Origin of the sequence: Cupriavidus sp. CuC1, from assembly GCF_044627735.1 — a bacterium.
GTDB lineage: Bacteria > Pseudomonadota > Gammaproteobacteria > Burkholderiales > Burkholderiaceae > Cupriavidus > Cupriavidus ulmosensis.
In genome coordinates this window covers 19,244-35,171 of record NZ_JBIUHC010000109.1, presented here as the reverse complement: position 1 = coordinate 35,171, position 15,928 = coordinate 19,244, and the positions used below count along the sequence as shown (strand labels likewise).

At 64.2% G+C, this 15,928-nt stretch carries 14 protein-coding genes, 3 tRNA genes and 1 pseudogene; 10 read left to right on the top strand and 8 right to left on the bottom strand.

Annotated features, from left to right (window positions below):
• Position 1 precedes the first annotated feature (1 nt).
• The 5 genes and pseudogenes from ACGLHR_RS35265 to ybaL all read left to right on the top strand — a co-directional run bounded on the left by ACGLHR_RS35265 (position 2) and on the right by ybaL (position 3,835).
• Positions 2-77 (top strand) — tRNA-Gly (locus tag ACGLHR_RS35265).
• A 104-nt stretch (positions 78-181) separates the two neighbouring features.
• A tRNA-Cys gene (locus ACGLHR_RS35260) sits at positions 182-255 on the top strand.
• A gap of 408 nt (positions 256-663) precedes the next feature.
• Positions 664-1,047: pseudogene (locus tag ACGLHR_RS35255) on the top strand (MCP four helix bundle domain-containing protein); the annotation flags it as partial.
• A gap of 172 nt (positions 1,048-1,219) precedes the next feature.
• A complete protein-coding gene (locus tag ACGLHR_RS35250) occupies positions 1,220-2,209 on the top strand; it encodes a methyl-accepting chemotaxis protein (protein WP_400099724.1) in 990 nt (329 codons plus the stop codon).
• A 387-nt stretch (positions 2,210-2,596) separates the two neighbouring features.
• A complete protein-coding gene (gene ybaL, locus ACGLHR_RS35245) occupies positions 2,597-3,835 on the top strand; it encodes a YbaL family putative K(+) efflux transporter (protein ID WP_400099723.1) in 1,239 nt (412 codons plus the stop codon).
• A 27-nt stretch (positions 3,836-3,862) separates the two neighbouring features.
• Here the strand turns inward: ybaL and ACGLHR_RS35240 are convergent, their stop codons facing one another.
• Positions 3,863-4,768: a LysR family transcriptional regulator gene (locus tag ACGLHR_RS35240; protein ID WP_318231385.1), complete on the bottom strand. Its 906-nt coding sequence runs from the start codon at positions 4,766-4,768 to the stop codon at positions 3,863-3,865.
• 124 nt (positions 4,769-4,892) lie between these two features.
• Between ACGLHR_RS35240 and ACGLHR_RS35235 the strand changes: the two genes are divergently transcribed.
• Positions 4,893-5,996: a YeiH family protein gene (locus ACGLHR_RS35235; RefSeq protein WP_400099722.1), complete on the top strand. Its 1,104-nt coding sequence runs from the start codon at positions 4,893-4,895 to the stop codon at positions 5,994-5,996.
• A 29-nt stretch (positions 5,997-6,025) separates the two neighbouring features.
• Here ACGLHR_RS35235 and ACGLHR_RS35230 read toward each other — a convergent pair.
• Positions 6,026-6,112, bottom strand: a tRNA-Leu gene (locus tag ACGLHR_RS35230).
• A gap of 208 nt (positions 6,113-6,320) precedes the next feature.
• On the opposite strand from ACGLHR_RS35230, the gene ACGLHR_RS35225 reads away from it, so the two are divergent.
• The 3 genes from ACGLHR_RS35225 (at position 6,321) to ACGLHR_RS35215 (ending at position 7,800) form a co-directional block, all read left to right on the top strand.
• Complete coding sequence (locus tag ACGLHR_RS35225) at positions 6,321-6,656, top strand: hypothetical protein (protein ID WP_400099720.1); 336 nt, start codon at positions 6,321-6,323, stop codon at positions 6,654-6,656.
• A 282-nt stretch (positions 6,657-6,938) separates the two neighbouring features.
• A complete protein-coding gene (locus tag ACGLHR_RS35220) occupies positions 6,939-7,196 on the top strand; it encodes a hypothetical protein (protein ID WP_006158643.1) in 258 nt (85 codons plus the stop codon).
• A 196-nt stretch (positions 7,197-7,392) separates the two neighbouring features.
• On the top strand, positions 7,393-7,800 hold the full coding sequence (locus ACGLHR_RS35215; protein ID WP_400099718.1) for a heme-binding protein: 408 nt from the start codon (positions 7,393-7,395) through the stop codon (positions 7,798-7,800).
• A gap of 239 nt (positions 7,801-8,039) precedes the next feature.
• Here ACGLHR_RS35215 and ACGLHR_RS35210 read toward each other — a convergent pair whose 3' ends face one another.
• The 4 genes from ACGLHR_RS35210 to ACGLHR_RS35195 form a co-directional block, all read right to left on the bottom strand.
• The gene (locus ACGLHR_RS35210; RefSeq protein ID WP_318231382.1) at positions 8,040-8,372 is read right to left on the bottom strand and encodes a hemin uptake protein HemP; all 333 of its coding nucleotides are present in this window, start codon (positions 8,370-8,372) and stop codon (positions 8,040-8,042) included.
• 215 nt (positions 8,373-8,587) lie between these two features.
• Positions 8,588-9,001 carry a biopolymer transporter ExbD gene (locus tag ACGLHR_RS35205; RefSeq protein ID WP_267603766.1) on the bottom strand — a complete coding sequence of 138 codons (414 nt, stop codon included), beginning with the start codon at positions 8,999-9,001 and terminating at the stop codon, positions 8,588-8,590.
• Between the two features lie 30 nt (positions 9,002-9,031).
• Positions 9,032-9,769, bottom strand: coding sequence for a MotA/TolQ/ExbB proton channel family protein (locus ACGLHR_RS35200; RefSeq protein ID WP_267603765.1), 738 nt, complete (start codon positions 9,767-9,769; stop codon positions 9,032-9,034).
• 30 nt (positions 9,770-9,799) lie between these two features.
• A complete protein-coding gene (locus tag ACGLHR_RS35195; protein ID WP_400099715.1) occupies positions 9,800-10,456 on the bottom strand; it encodes an energy transducer TonB in 657 nt (218 codons plus the stop codon).
• A gap of 440 nt (positions 10,457-10,896) precedes the next feature.
• Here ACGLHR_RS35195 and ACGLHR_RS35190 point away from each other — a divergent pair, with 440 nt between their 5' ends.
• Positions 10,897-13,197 carry an AAA family ATPase gene (locus tag ACGLHR_RS35190; RefSeq protein WP_318231381.1) on the top strand — a complete coding sequence of 767 codons (2,301 nt, stop codon included), beginning with the start codon at positions 10,897-10,899 and terminating at the stop codon, positions 13,195-13,197.
• Positions 13,198-13,220: 23 nt separating this feature from the next.
• Here the strand turns inward: ACGLHR_RS35190 and murI are convergent, their stop codons facing one another.
• Positions 13,221-14,033, bottom strand: coding sequence for a glutamate racemase (murI, locus tag ACGLHR_RS35185; RefSeq protein ID WP_400099713.1), 813 nt, complete (start codon positions 14,031-14,033; stop codon positions 13,221-13,223).
• Positions 14,034-14,129: 96 nt separating this feature from the next.
• On the bottom strand, positions 14,130-15,653 hold the full coding sequence (locus ACGLHR_RS35180; RefSeq protein ID WP_318231379.1) for a fumarate hydratase: 1,524 nt from the start codon (positions 15,651-15,653) through the stop codon (positions 14,130-14,132).
• Positions 15,654-15,928 lie beyond the last annotated feature (275 nt).

Sequence of the window (15,928 nt, the reverse complement as noted above, 5' to 3'; positions counted from 1 at the left end):
TGCGGGAGTAGCTCAGTTGGTAGAGCGCAACCTTGCCAAGGTTGAGGTCGCGAGTTCGAGCCTCGTCTCCCGCTCCAATCCCAAAGGGAAGCACCGCTTCCCTTTTTGTTTGTGATGGTAATGCGCAAGCGCAGCCCGGCAGGGTCTGGCGAATGCGGTTACAATCCAGCAGCCGTCACCCGGCGGGGTGGCAGAGTGGTCATGCAGCGGCCTGCAAAGCCGTGTACGCCGGTTCGATTCCGACCCCCGCCTCCAAGATTGTCAAGCACAGAGCGCTACCCTCACCGGTGGCGCTTTTTGTTTTCTGGCGATCCGATCACGGACGTCTTCCGCTGCGGCGATACCTTCCTTCGTCGAGTTTCCGCCTGATCAGGCATCTCGTTCCCTCTCATAGTCTCTTATCCTCTTCGATTTTTAGGATTACTCCTAATATCATCGCTTATTTTCGTTTTATTTCACGATTCTGCTTCAGCTATTCCGGAGGCTGCCGTAAAGGCGGAGGTGAGAGTCGTTCAAAAGACGGCCCGCCGGATCCCGAGATTGTTGCAAGCGCGCTTCGAAAGCAGGTTGCCTGGCCCCGTTCCCGTTGCCCACGGGGAGGCATGTCATCGTCCACCTTTCCTGGAGAATCGGTGTCGCCCTCGCGCGCACTGATCATGTGCCATGAACATTACTCAACGCCTGTTGGCCACCTTGTCGCTGGCCTTGCTTGCCATGCTTGCCGTCGGAGTTGGCGGCCTCTGGCAGCTCCGCGAGTCGCAGGAGCGCTTTACCTACTTCAATGACAACACGCTCGCCAGCGTGCGAACGCTGAGCGACCTGCGCGATACCGTCAGCACCATGCGCGTGTCGCTCTACCGCTATGCCTTGTCGCCGGAGGCAAGCAGCCGCGCGCAAGCCGTGGCGGCTCTGGCCAAGGCGGACGAGGCCTTCGATAGCGCGGTCGCCAACTACGAGCGCAGCGATCTTTCCGACGAGACCGACCGCAAGCTGCTGGAGGTGGACCGCGCTGCGGTGAAGCAATATCGCGCGGAGCGGGAGCGCTTCCTGGAACGGTTCGCCGCCAGCGACGACGAAGGCGCGCGGGGCATGCTGACGGGGGGGCTCGCTCTTTGCCGCGACCAAGGCGCTGCGCACGGCCATCAACGAGCACGTGGCGTACAACGCGGGTCTGGGCGAGCAGGTGGTGACGAGCAACGGCAAGGCGTACGGACTGGCCTTGACGGTCTTCTCGGCGATCATTGCCTGCGCCTTCCTTGTCACCGGTGCGCTGGGCTATTCGCTCTACCGCCGCATCCACAACAGCCTGGCCGAGATCGAGCAGACCCTGCGCTATGTGAGCGCGTCGCTGGACCTCGATCGCCGCGCTTCGGTGCGCCACGAGGATGAGATCGGGCGCACGGCGGTTGCCTTCAACCAGTTGATCGAGCGCGTGGCGTCGGCACTGCGTGCAGTCCGCTTGGCGACCGATTCGGTGAGTATGGCCGCCCATCAGATTGCGGCGGGCAACGAGGACCTGTCCACGCGCACCGAGCAGCAGGCGACATCGCTGGAGCAGTCTGCCGCCAGCATGGAGGAGTTGACCGCGACCGTGCGCCAGAATGCCGACAATGCGCGCCAGGCCAGCGGCCTGGCGGACAATGCCGCCGAGGTGGCGGAGTACGGCAGCACGGCCGTGCAGCAGATGGTGGAAACCATGGGTGCAATCAGCAGCAGTTCCACCCGCATCGCTGAAATCACCACGCTGATCGAAGGCATCGCCTTCCAGACCAATATCCTCGCGCTCAATGCGGCGGTCGAAGCCGCTCGCGCCGGCGAGCAGGGCCGTGGCTTTGCGGTCGTGGCCGGCGAGGTGCGCAGCCTGGCCCAGCGCTCGTCCAGCGCGGCGAAGGAAATCAAGGACTTGATCGACACCTCGGTCGGCACGATTCGCCAGGGTTCGGCGCAGGCCGAGGATGCGGGCAGGACCATGAGCGAGATTCGCCAGGCAGTGCGGCGCGTGTCCGACATCATCGGGGAGATTGCCGCGGCCTCGCGTGAGCAGAGCACCGGGATCGAGCAGGTCAACCAGGCCGTCGGGCAGATGGACCGGGTCACGCAGCAGAACGCGGCGTTGGTGGAGCAGGCGGCAGCGGCCGCGCACTCGCTGGAGGAACAGTCCCACACGCTGCGCGATACCGTGGCGACGTTCCAGCTGGCTGGGCGATAGGACTGCAGGCGGCAGGGTGGCAGGGGGCGGCAGAGAGTTTCTGCGGTGATGGGGGGTACATCCTGCCCCGATTCCGCGCTTTGCCATTGTGGTGATCGTGTTACATTCCATGGTGTAGTCTTCACGGGGCGTTCAGGGGATATCCGACCTGAACAGCGTGCCATCGTCGTCCGCTTGGACCCATGCCACGCTTTTCGCCCCCGGGCTGCTGTAAAACTCCCGTTCCCGTTTTCCCTCAATCAGTGCGGTACCTCTCGGCCTGCGTCCGGCGTTCAACGCCGTAACGCAGCCCAGAGGGCGCTTTGTGGTCCCCGCCGTATTGCCGCTGGGGGCGGGCGGGGCATCCAGTCACCGCCGCCATGGCCAAGCACGAGGAACCCAGATCGCATGCATCACGCTACCCCGCTCATCAGCACCATCGTCGGCGGTCTCGTCCTGGCGTTTATATTGGGCGCGCTGGCCAACCGGCTAAAGCTTCCGCCTCTGATCGGTTACTTGTGCGCGGGCATCGTGGTCGGCCCGTATACGCCGGGCTACACCGCGGATCAGGCGCTGGCACCGGAGCTGGCGGAGCTTGGCGTGATTCTGCTGATGTTCGGGGTTGGCTTGCATTTCTCGCTCAAGGACCTGATGGCGGTGAAAACGATCGCCATTCCGGGTGCGGTGGTGCAGATCGGCATTGCCACTTTGCTCGGGATGGGCGCAGCCTGGGGCTTTGGCTGGGAATGGGGGGCAGGCCTGGTCTTCGGGCTGGCGCTTTCCGTGGCGAGTACCGTGGTGTTGCTCAAGGCTTTGCAGGAGCGCGAGCTGGTGGAGTCGCCGCAGGGCCGGATCGCGGTGGGCTGGCTGATCGTGGAGGACCTGGCCATGGTGCTGACGCTGGTGCTGCTGCCGGCGCTGGCCGGCCTGCTCACGCCGTCCGCAGACGCCACGGCTTCAGGCGCGGCCGCACCGGAGTCAGGTGACATCGTGTTCGCCGTGTTCGCTACCCTGGGCAAGGTGGCCGCCTTCGTCGCGGTGATGCTGGTAATCGGCCGTCGCTTTATTCCCTGGATGCTGGAGCGCATCGTCTGGACCGGGAGCCGCGAACTGTTCCGTCTGGCGGTGCTGGCAACGGCGCTTGGCGTGGCCTTTGGCGCGTACTCGCTGTTCGGCGTGTCGTTTGCGCTAGGTGCATTCTTTGCCGGCATGGTGCTGGCGGAATCGGAGTTCAGTCACCGCGCGGCAGAGGAGTCGCTGCCCCTGCGTGACGCGTTCGCGGTGCTGTTCTTTGTATCGGTCGGCATGCTGTTCAACCCCAAGGTGCTGATCAATGATCCTTGGGGCGTGCTGGCCACGCTGTTCATCATCGTGGTGGGCAAATCGCTCGCCGCGCTTTGCATCGTTCGGGTGTTCGGGCATTCCACCCGTACCGGCATGACCATTGCGGTCAGCCTGGCCCAGATCGGCGAGTTCTCCTTTATCCTCGCGGGCCTCGGCGTCTACCTGAAGATCCTCCCCGAGCGGGGCCACGCCCTGATCCTGGCCGGCGCGCTGCTGTCCATCGTGCTCAACCCGCTGCTGTTCCACCTGCTCGATCGCTATACCGCCAAGCAGGAAGGCGAAGCGGATCCCCAGCCCGCCTGATCGTGGGCATGCCGCGGATTGTGCGGCTCACTGGCTGGTTGCCGCGGCATCGCGGCGGAGATACTCCGTAAAGGCCAGCAGGCCCTGCGTAGGGTATTTGTCCTGGTGGACCACGAGATGCAGCGGCCTCACCACGTCGGGCAGGCCGTCGCGCAGCGCCACCAGGGTGCCGTGCCGCAATTCGTCTTCCACCACCTGCAGCGACAGGCAGCTCACCCCGTAGCCGCTCATCACGGCGCGCTTGATCGCTTCGGAGTTGCCCAGCTCCAGCGCGAAGCGCAACTCGCCCAGCAGTGGTGCCAGCCGCTGCTCGATGATCTCGCGCGTGCCCGAGCCGGGTTCGCGCACGACCCAGTCGGCGTCGCGCAAGGCGGCCAGATTGCCAGGGTAGCTTGCGAGCGGGTGTGACGGGCTGACCACCACCACCATCACATCGTCCCGCCAGTGGGCGCTGCGCAGGTCGCGCTCGTGGCATGTGCCCTCGATCAACCCGATATCTGCCTCGAAATGCAGCAGCGCCTGCAGGACCTCGCGCGTATTGCCGATGCGCATGTCGAGCGCGCAGGGCCCGCTCTGCGCATGTCGAAAGCCCGCGAGCAGGCCCGGCAGGATATAGCTGCCGATGGTGTTGCTGGCGGCAATGCGCAGTTGTACCCCGGGTTGCACGGTGAAGCGCTCGAGTTCCTGTGCCTGGTCCAGCAGCGACAGCGCGCGCGGGAAAAACAGCCGGCCGGTCTCATTGATGCTCAGGCGGCGCGCGACCCGGTCAAAGAGCGCGCCGCCCAGTGCGGCCTCCAGATCCGCCAACGCGGCGCTGACCGCGGATTGCGACATGGCCAGCGCATCGGCCGCAGCCACGGTGCTGCCGTGCTGCGCCACCGCGACGAAAACGGAGAGCTGGCGAAGGGTCAGGCGAAGCGGGCGATGGTTCATATCTGCAAAACAGGTAACGTATAGCGATATTACCTGTTTTACAGATTTAGGCCAGCTAAGTACGCTTCGGACATACTCAATATGCGCCCCGAAGCCCTCCGGCGTTACGGGCAGGACCCCCGCCATGTCTTCCACTCCTTCGTCCGCAGTTGCCAATCTCGGCGTCGAACCCCCCTCGTGGCCGACCCGGATCCTGACGCTGGTGCCGCTGGGTTTCATCGCCTGGCTGGCCATGGTGTTCTCGGCACACCCGGCGGTCTCCCACCTCGGCATGAGCGCGCTGACGCTGGCCATGTTCGCCGGCATGGTGGCGGGCAACACGCTCCCGCAACGCTGGCTCACTCCGCTTGCGCCGGGCATGCAGCTGGCGCGCCAGCAACTGTTGCGCCTCGGCGTGGCGCTGTATGGCCTGCGCCTCACCTTCGGCGCTATCGCCGACCTGGGCCTGGCAGGCGTGCTGGTGCCGCTGGCCATGCTGGTGTCGACCATGCTGCTGGGGATCTGGATCGGTTCTTCGCTGCTGGGGCTGAGCCGCCGGGAAGCCATCCTCGTCAGCGCGGGCAGCGCGGTATGTGGCGCCGCTGCAGCCATCGCGGTGGCTTCGGTGGTGCGCACCGACGACCGCCAGACGGCCGTGGCCGTGGCTACGGTGGTGCTGTTCGGCACGGCCGGCATGCTGCTGTATCCCTATCTGTTCGAGCTGGCCACGCAGCACTGGCACCTGGCCATCAGCGAGCGCACGTTTGGCATCTACACCGGCGCCACGCTGCACGAAGTGGCACAGGTCATCGCATCGGGCAAGATGGTCAGCGATGCCACCGCGGATGCCGCCGTGGTGACCAAGATGGTGCGCGTGCTGGCGCTGGGCCCCCTGTTGCTGGTGCTGGCGCTGTTGCCGAAGGCCGGCATCGGGCTCGAGGAAGAGGGCAAAGGCGAGAAGGCGGCAGGCGGGCGTCCTTGGGGCGCCATCCTGAAGGCGATTCCGTGGTTCGCGGTGGGGTTTGTGGCGGTGATGGCCGTGCATTCCGCGGGACTCGTGCCCCAGGACTGGAAGCCTGCCCTGCTTGACTTCGATAACTGGCTGCTTGCCTGCGCGATGCTGGCAATTGGCTTGCACACCCGCATTGGCACCTTGCTGCGCGCCGGGCGCAAGCCCCTGGTTCTGGCCGGTCTGTTGTTTGTGTTCCTGGTGTGCGGTGGCGCACTGTTGTGCGCGGCGGTGGCCTGAGCACGCGAAGCCGAGGGAAGGGTGGATGCTGGTGCGGCCGACGGGGGTCGAACCCGTAAGCCCGTAAAGGCGGCAGATTTTAAGTCTGCTGAGTCTACCAATTTCTCCACGGCCGCACGGCAAGCCCGATATTGTGGTCGGTTGGGCGCGGTGATGCAAGCTCCGCGCGGGATTTGCGCCGCAGGCAGCCAAGTGGGCGGGGGCAGCGTGTTTATGTGTCGATTGTTACTCCTGGTAACAATGTAACGTTCTCGGTTTCACCTGCTTTTTTTCAAGAACCTACAATACCTTGTATCGAATAACGCATTGCAAGAGGCAAGGATCATGAAACGTTGGTGGCTCGCAGGACTCGCTTTGCTTGGGGCGCTGGCATCCGGTGCGGCAATGGCCCATGTGAGCGTTGGCGTGGCGATTGGCGTGCCTGGCGTTGTTGTCGGCGGCCCGGCGTACTATCCGCCCCCAGCCTATATTGCCGCGCCGCCCGTGATCATGGCGCCTGCTCCTGTCTACTATGGTCCGCCTCCGGTCTATTACGGTCCGGGCCCGGGCTACTACGGCCCGGGCTACTATGGCCCGCGTTACTACGGCCGCGGCTACTACGAGCGGGGCTACTATGGCCGGGGCCATTATGGCCCGGGACATGGACGCCACTGGCGATAAGCATGAACGGCCTGCCTCGCGCAGGCTGGTGAAAAGGGCCCTGCGGGGCCCTTTTGTTTTTCAGGCGCAGCCCTGGGAGACAAACTGTAGGCGGCAATCGGGACAAGGTTCCATAGTTATCAGCAGGTTCAAAAAATTTGAAGAGACAGGTCAAACCGGCGCTCATATCGTTATTAGGGTTTCCCCCTATACTGCTGCTGTGACGCCGTGATGACAAGATTCCGCGATGCTTCATCATCCAGCGCCCCTCCAGCACGACCTAATTCCCAAGAGGATCCGCCCATGAAGATCAAAAACAGCCTGGTGGCGATCGCAGCCCTGACCGCCCTCTCCGCACTCTCCGCCTCCGCCTTTGCAGCCGGTATTGCCAAGGCAGACCCTTACACTGATGGCGCCAAGATCGGCAAGGTCGATCCCTACACCGATGGCGCCAAGCTTGGCAAGGTTGACCCGTACACCGACGGCGCACGCAAGGTTGATCCGTTCACCGACGGCGCCAAGGTTGGCGATCGCCGCGACCAGTTCAGCGACGGAGCCTGAGTTTGCCGGACACAAGCCCGCAGCCCTGAGGGCTTCGGCAGTCCGCATGCAGCAACGCCGTGAATCATCGAAAGACCCGCGTCGAGCGGGTCTTTTGCTTTTTGCGGGCAGGTGCCGGGACGGTGGTGGCATGGTCATGCCAAGGGCCGTGGCGCTATACTTCCGGCTCACTGAAATGATCTTCGAGGAGAGTGGTATGCAGCAAAAAACCGTGCTGACGGCAGATGATGTGAAGAAGGTACTGGCCGCAGCCGAGCTGGAAGCCAAGAATCACCAATGGGCGGTTTCGATTGCCATCGTTGACGATGGTGGTCACCTGCTGGCACTGCAACGCCTGGATGGCGCCGCACCGATCTCGAGCTATATCGCCACCGAGAAGGCACGTACGTCGTCGCTGGGCCGTCGCGAGTCCAAGGTCTACGAAGACATGATCAACAACGGCCGTCACTCGTTCATGACCGCGCCGGTGTTGCAAGGCATGCTGGAGGGTGGTGTGCCTATCGTGGTCAATGACCAGGTAGTGGGCGCGGTTGGCGTGTCGGGCGTGAAGTCGACCGAAGACGCACAGATCGCGCGCGCGGGCATTGCCGCCCTGGGCATCTGATAATCGTCTGCAAGCAGAGGCGGGTGTAGTGCCGACAGTGAGCGCGGCTCACTGTCCAGGCACCTCCTGCTGATTGCGGAACAAATTGCTGTTGCTCCCTGATGCCGAAGCCTGTCGAGGGGCATTAGCGCCGGGCTGCCGGTTCCGGTAGCCCTTCCTGCATCCATAGAAATCCGTACAGCGTTACATGGTTTCCCGCGGCATGGCTTGCGCTGGTGCGGGCGTACGCCTGTGCGCGGTTACTTCGTCAGGATCAGCTTGCCATAGCGCGTGATGCGCAGCGTGTAGACCTCGCCGTTATGCAGGATCGGCAGCAGGTTGGTGCCGCGCATCAACGAATCCAGGGGCACTGCATCGCCGGCGGGCGCTGCGGGAAGGCTATCGCGCACCAGGGCTTCGATCCGGGCGGGCAGGGCAGCTACGGCAGATTTCATCGATTCGATAGCTGCGCTGGCGGGGTTTTCGCGCCGTGCCTGCGCAGCCTTGTTGGAATTGACTTCGACCCGGCGCAGGGAAAGGCGGCGGCGGGTGACTTCATGCGGTTGCGACAGCGGCAGGGTCAGGGTGCTCATGGGTGGGCTCCGGTCCGGTGGTCTGTGGCGGCAACGCGGGACTGCGTGCTGTCACGACCGGGTTCAAGTTGGTCCAATCTTAAATGAGAATTGTTATCATTACAATAGGGATTTTTAATCGCGCTAGCGGGCCGACGCAAACAAAAAGGGCACTCCATGGAGTGCCCTTTTTGTCGATGTCCGCTGCCGGCCCAAAGGGTGCGGCGCGACTAACGCTAGTGCTTGGGTTCCGTAATGAAACCGATCTTGCCCAATCCGCCGTGCTGCGCGGCTGCCATGACTTCTGCCACACGCTCATAACGCACGTCGCGATCGGCCCGCAGGTGCAGTTCGGGTTGCGGCTGCTGCTGCGCGGCCTGCGCGATGTTGGCCTCGAGCGTGGGCTCATCGATCTCGGCCTGGTTCCAGAAGACCTTGCCGCTGGCGTCGATCGACAGGTTGATATTCTGCGGCTTGGGATCGTTGGGCGTGTTGGTGGCACGCGGAAGGTCGATCTTGACCGCGTGGTTGATCACGGGGATGGTGATGATGAAGATGATCAGCAGCACCAGCATGACGTCGACCAGCGGCGTCATGTTGATTTCGCTCATTACTTCGTTTTCGTCCGAGTCGAGGGTGCCGAATGCCATGATGACTTCCTTTTTGCCTTGCTTGCGGCCTTACTGATTCTTGACTGCGAGGCGCACATTGTTGTCATCAGCGGCGCGCGCACCGGCGCTGGTCGGGCGTACGCGGGCGCCGGTGACGAAGTAGGCGTGCAGGTCGTGGGCGAAGCGATTGAGCTTCGAGATCACGCCCTTGTTGCCGCGGGTCAGTGCGTTATAGCCGAGCACGGCGGGGATCGCAACGGCCAGGCCGAAAGCGGTCATGATCAGTGCCTCGCCCACCGGGCCTGCCACCTTGTCGATGGTTGGCACGCCGGAGGCGCCAATGTTGATCAGCGCGTGATAGATGCCCCACACGGTGCCGAACAGGCCAACGAACGGCGCCGTGGAACCGACGGAAGCCAGCACGGCCAGGCCCGATTGCATGCGTGCAACGGCCTCGTCGATGGCGCTCTTGAGCGAGCGGGTGATCCAGTCAGAGATGTCCATCACGTCGTGCAGTTGCGGCTGGCTGGCGCGATGGTGCTGCGCGGCTTCCTTGCCGGTCATGGCGAGCGTGCGGAACGGGTTGGCTTCGCTGCTGCCGAGGGTTTCGAGGGCGTGGTCGAAATCGTCGGAGTGCCAGAACTGCTTTTCAGCGCCATTCGCCATCTTCTTGAGCCGGAAGAGATCCCACGCCTTCGTGAGAATCACGATCCACGAAGCCAGCGACATGATGAGCAGAATGATGGCGGTGGTGCGCATGACGAAATCGCCTTGCGTCCAGAGGTGAGAAAGTCCGAGGTCCTGCATGTTGGGTTCCTGGTAAGGTCGGTATTGAAATCAGTTGAGTTCGAACCCGATCGGTTGCTGGGCGGTAACCGCCACGGCACGACCGTTGTCCAGATAGGGCTTGCAGCGCATGCGTTGCACCGCGTCCACGGCAGCCTGGTCCAGCCTGGAGGACCCGCTTGAGGTCACGACCGCGGTCTTGACCACCTTGCCGGTCTCGTCTGTAGTCAGACGCACCACGGCCTTGCCAGTTTCACCCATGCGGCGCGATTGCGACGGATAGGCAGGTTGCGGCGGGCTGCACTGGATCTCGCCGATGCCAACCGCGCGTGGCGCTGCCGACACAGCGGCGGGCGGCTCGGGGGCGGGCGCAGGCGGCGCCGGTGGTGCAGGCGGCGCGGGCGGCGCTTCCACGGCATTGGGCGAAGGCGGCAGCGATGCCACCGGCGTCGGCGTGGGGCGCGGTTGCGGCGGGGCAGGCTTGGGTGTGGTCACCTTCACCTGCTTGGGCGGGGCTTCCGGCTTTGGCTTGGGCGTCTCGACGGCGGGCTTTTGAGGCGGCTCGAGCGGGATGATGCGGGCGACGATTTCAGGCGAGATCACGGCCTCCGTGATCTTGCGCCCCAGCCCGCTCTGGATCAGGTAAAGCAGGCCGACGTGGAACAGCAGGACGGCGAGCGTGATCTTGAAAAAACGTTGATCGAACATGAGAAAACAGCAGATGTCGGCGAATTGGCGCGGCGCCGGCTTTATTAGCGATAGGGCCTATTTGCGATAGAACAGGATCAGCGAGATGCCACAACCGACCAGCAAGCTAAGCAGCAATTCCATGATAAACGCTCCTTCAACAGTGATGCCGGTGGGAGCGCCGCTCTCGAGGCAGCGTGTCAGGTGCCCAGTATAAACGATAATGATTCTTATTTGGTGGAATTTTGTGCAATGCATTGAATCGCTGCCGCGCAGCCGTCTTTATACGCCGATTTGGCGATGTCTTCCCGCGGCTGCGACAAAATGCGCGCTCTCGCATGGCACAGGGTTGCCGGCAATGCCCGATCTGCCACAAAGCGCGCTAGCATAGGAAAAAGACGAGCCATTCGAGCATTTCGCCGCGCCGGCCACGGCGCTCCCCCGTGCGAGAGGACCAGGCCATGGACTTCACCCGTTTCGCCGAAGACGACCGCTCGACCCTCCTGCGTGCCGCTACCGGCGCGCCATGCACCTCCGCGCTTGACTGGATGTGCGCCCAGTTCGCCCTGCGGGTCGTGTGCTCGCTCGGGCCAAGATTCAACCTGCGCAGCAATATCAACGACATCCTGACGGTCAGCGCCCAGGAGATGGTGTGGCCGTACGGCGTGGTGCTGCGCGTCCAGCGCTTCCTTGCCGCGCGCTGCGCCGATATGCCGGCCTGGAAGGGCGCCGCGCGCCTCACGCCCGAAGAATTCCTGGAGCGGCACGGGCAATGGAACAGCGCGTTCGATGAGAGCGCGCTGTTCTACTACCTGGATGAGTACGTCAAGCATCACGCCAAGGATATGTTTGCCGTGTTCGACGCGTCGGCGGCTGCGCTGGCAGCGCGTCTCGACGGCGAGCGCGTGCTGCTGGTACGCAACATCGACATGCTCAGCCATGTGCTGGACTTGCCCGAGCATGAGCGCAAGCTGCTGCTGTACGCGGCGCTCGCCAAATACAAGCGCGACCTGCGCGCGGTGATGGTGGATTGCAAGGTGGCGCACAGCCAGGAAGCCTTCCAGATCCTGGCCGGCTTGACCGGCGCGAGCCCGGCCGCCGTGGCGGCCTCGCTGCGGCCGGGCTCGCGCCTGGAGACGCTCAACCTGATCGAGCAGCCCCTGCCCGAGAACAGCGTGACCGATCTGGGCGACCTGATGCGCCTGTCGGATCGGCTGCTGCATGTCCTGCTCGGCAACTATGCGAACGAAGCCGAGATGATGGCGGTGTTCACGCGTCCGGCGGCGGCACCCACGCTTGGCACCGGCGACTATCCGCACGTCGAGACCGATGCGCGCTACCTGTCGGCGTTGCTGGCCAACGCCACGCAGCAGCATGCCTGCGGCGTCAATGTGCTGATCTACGGGCCGCCCGGTACCGGCAAGACCGAGTTCGCGCGGCTGCTGGCGCGTGAGGCCGGCTGCGAGCTGTACGAAGTGGACTGTCTGGACCGCGACGGCAACAGCTTGTCGGGCAAGGATCGCTATCGCTCGCTGCAGGTGTCGCAGGCGTTCCTGCGCGGCCGTCCGCGCACGGCCCTGCTGTTCGATGAAGTCGAGGATGTGTTCCCGGGCAGCGCGCGCGAGCTCACCAGCCTGTTCGGCCAGGAAGACCCGCGTGGCTCGGTGAACGGCAAGGCCTGGGTCAACCAGACGCTGGAACAGAATCCGGTGCCCGTGATCTGGATTTCCAACTCGATTCGTCAGATCGACCCCGCCTACCTGCGCCGATTCCAGTTTCACCTGGAGCTGAAGATCCCGCCGCCGCTGGTGCGCGAGAACATCATCCGCAAGCACCTGGGCGCGCTGGACGTGAGCGACGCCTTTATCGCGTCGCTGGCCGCGCGCAAGACGTTGACGCCGGCACAGGTGCAATCGGCCGCGCGCTTCGTGCAACTGGCGGGCCCGGGCGTGGCGGAGCCGGTGGAGGCGCTGATCGTGCGGCAGCTTGACCATGCCGACCGCGCCATGGGATTGCGCCCGGAAGTGGAAGGGCGCCCGGTGGTGACGCACTACCGGCTTGACTACCTCAACCTGGAAACGCGCTACGAAGTCGGCAAGATCGTGCAGGCGCTCAAGGCGCGGCAGCGCGGCACCCTATGCTTCTACGGGCCGCCGGGCACCGGCAAAACCGCGCTCGCCGAGCACATCGCGGCGGCGCTGGAGCAGCCGCTGATGATCCGGCGCGCCTCCGACCTGATGAGCAAGTACGTGGGGGAAACCGAGCAGCAGATCGCCGCGATGTTCGCGCGCGCGGAGGAAGACGGCGCCATCCTGCTGCTCGACGAAGCCGACAGCTTCATGCAAAGCCGGCAGAACGCCGTGCGCAATTACGAGGTGTCCGAGGTCAACGAGATGCTGCAGGGCATGGAGCGCTTCAACGGCATCTTCGTCTGTACCACCAACCTGTTCGAGCGGATCGACGAGGCTGCGCTGCGCCGCTTCTCGTTCAAGATCCGTTTCCTGCCGCTCAAGGCAGAGCAACGTACGGCGATGTTCATCGAGGAAGCGCTGGATGCCGATCCGCAGCGCATGGACGCTGCCATGCGCGACGAACTGGCGAAGATGGATTGCCTGACGCCGGGCGACTTTGCCACGGTCAAGCGTCAGTGCGTGCTGCTCGGCGAAACGCTGACGCCAGACGAATTCCTGGCGCAGTTGCGCCAGGAGCATGCCGTCAAGCCAGATGTGCGGCAGCACCGGCCGCTGGGGTTCCTGCAATAACCGGAAGCGGGAATGCCGATGCCTCAGTCGAATGCCGGCGCCGGCTCGATCACCAGGGTTTGCGCGGGCGCATCCACATGCAGCAGCGCCGCGGCCATGGCGCGCAGGTGGGCGGCGTCCTTGGTCGAGGTGTAGCGGTCGTTGGGCACCGCATCGGCGCCGGCGGCCATGCCGTGCTCGGCCAGCTTGCGCCGCAGTTGCCGCGCAATGGCGTCGCCGGTATCGACCAGCGTGAGGCGGTCGCCGACCAGTTCGCGCACGGTGCCGGAGAGAAAGGGGTAGTGGGTGCAACCAAGCACCAGCGTATCGGCGCCGGCCTCGAGCATGGGCGACAGGTAGGCGGTGAGTTTCTCGCGCACGGCCGGGCCGTCCACATCGCCTTGCTCGATCAACGGCACCAGCCCGACGCCAGCCTCGCAGAGGAAGCGGCTCTCGCCTTCCAGCGAGGCAAGCAGGCGGCTGAACTTTGCGCTCTTGAGCGTGTTGCCCGTGGCCAGCACGCCTACCACCTTGCTGCGGCTGGCGGCGGCGGCGGGTTTCAGGCCGGGCTCGACGCCGATGATCGGCAGCGCCAGGCGTTCACGCAGCGTGTGGATCGCATGCATGGTCGCGGTGTTGCAGGCGATCACCAGGGCCTTGCAGCCCTGCGCCACCAGCCATTCGCAAACCTGCAGCGTGCGCGCCTCGACAAAGTGCTCGGGCTTCTCGCCATAGGGCACGTACTTCGAGTCGGCCACGTAGATCAGCGATTCCTGCGGCAGCAGGGCACGGATCTCGCGCAATACGGACAGGCCGCCGAGGCCGGAATCGAAGATGCCGATGGGAGCGTTGTTCACAGGGAGGATCGAGGCAATCAAGAGGTTAGGTAGCAAAAAGCCGGGTCGGAGGACCCGGCTTGTGCAGACAGCATCGCTGTCACGGCGTGGCTCGCGTTACAGCGCAGCGACCGGGATCTTGCCGATCTTGGCTTGCCATTCTGCGGGTCCGGTCTTGTGCACCGAGGTGCCTTCGCTGTCCACGGCCACCGTCACGGGCATGTCCTTGACGTCGAACTCGTAGATGGCTTCCATGCCGAGGTCTTCGAAGCCGACCACCTTGGCGTGCTTGATGGCCTTGGCCACCAGGTAAGCCGCGCCGCCGACCGCCATCAGGTAGGCCGACTTGTGCTTCTTGATGGCCTCGATCGCCACCGGGCCGCGCTCGGCCTTGCCGATCATCGAGATCAGGCCGGTCTGGGCCAGCATCATCTCGGTGAACTTGTCCATGCGGGTAGCCGTGGTGGGGCCTGCCGGGCCGACAGCTTCGTCGCGCACCGGATCGACCGGGCCCACGTAGTAGATCACGCGGTTGGTGAAGTCCACCGGCAGCTTCTCGCCCTTGGCCAGCATGTCGGCGATGCGCTTGTGCGCGGCGTCGCGGCCGGTCAGCATCTTGCCGTTGAGCAGAAGGGTCTGGCCCGGCTTCCACGAGGCGACTTCTGCCGGCGTCAGCGTGTTCAGGTCGACGCGCTTGGAGGTCTCGGTGTTCGGTGCCCACTCGACCTTCGGCCAGGCCGACAGGTCAGGCGCTTCGAGCTTGGCCGGGCCGCTGCCGTCCAGCGTGAAGTGCACGTGGCGGGTGGCCGCGCAGTTCGGGATCATCGCCACCGGCTTGGAAGCCGCGTGGGTCGGATAGCCCATGATCTTGACGTCCAGCACGGTGGCCAGGCCGCCCAGGCCTTGCGCGCCGATGCCCAGCGCATTGACCTTCTCGTACAGCTCGACGCGCATTTCCTCGATCCAGTCCTGCGGGCCGCGAGCGATCACGTCCTGGATGTCGATCGGGTCCATCAGCGATTCCTTGGCCATGACCATGGCCTTCTCGGCGGTGCCGCCGATGCCGATGCCCAGCATGCCCGGCGGGCACCAGCCTGCGCCCATGGTCGGCACGGTCTTGAGCACCCAGTCGACGATGGAGTCGGAAGGGTTAAGCATGACGAACTTCGACTTGTTCTCCGAGCCGCCGCCCTTGGCTGCCACCTGGATGTCCACCGTATTGCCCGGCACCACTTCATAGTGGATCACGGCAGGGGTGTTGTCCTTGGTATTCTTGCGGCCGCCTTCGGGCGGGTTCACGATGGACGCGCGCAGCACGTTGTCCGGGTTGGTGTAGCCGCGGCGCACGCCTTCGTTGATCATGTCCGACAGGCCCATGGTGGCGCCATCCCAGCGCACATCCATGCCGACCTTGACGAAGATCGTGACGATGCCGGTGTCCTGGCAGATCGGGCGCTTGCCTTCAGCGCACATACGGCTGTTGGTCAGGATCTGCGCGATCGCATCCTTGGCCGCGGGACTCTGCTCCAGCTCATAGGCACGGCCCAGGCTGGTGATGTAGTCCATCGGGTGGTAATAGCTGATGTATTGCAGGGAGTCGGCGACGCTCTGGATGAGGTCTTCTTGTTTGATGACAGTCATTTTTGTGGGGAGGACAGTCGAGGGGAAATTCAGCCCGAAATCATACACCTAGCGAGGGGGGGGTGCCGGATTGCATGCGCCTGTCGACAGTGCGGCGGGTGCTCTTCGCTGCGCATGGCTGGCCGATGCGCATCCCCTGCCGCGAAGTTCCTCCCCCTCCCTGGCACGCTTGCCTTACAGGGCCTTACGGGGCGGCGAAATGACCCCGATTCCGTTTTCTCCTTGGAGAATGTTCCCCGTGGGCCGGCGGTTATCTTGGCATCTCCTCAATAACG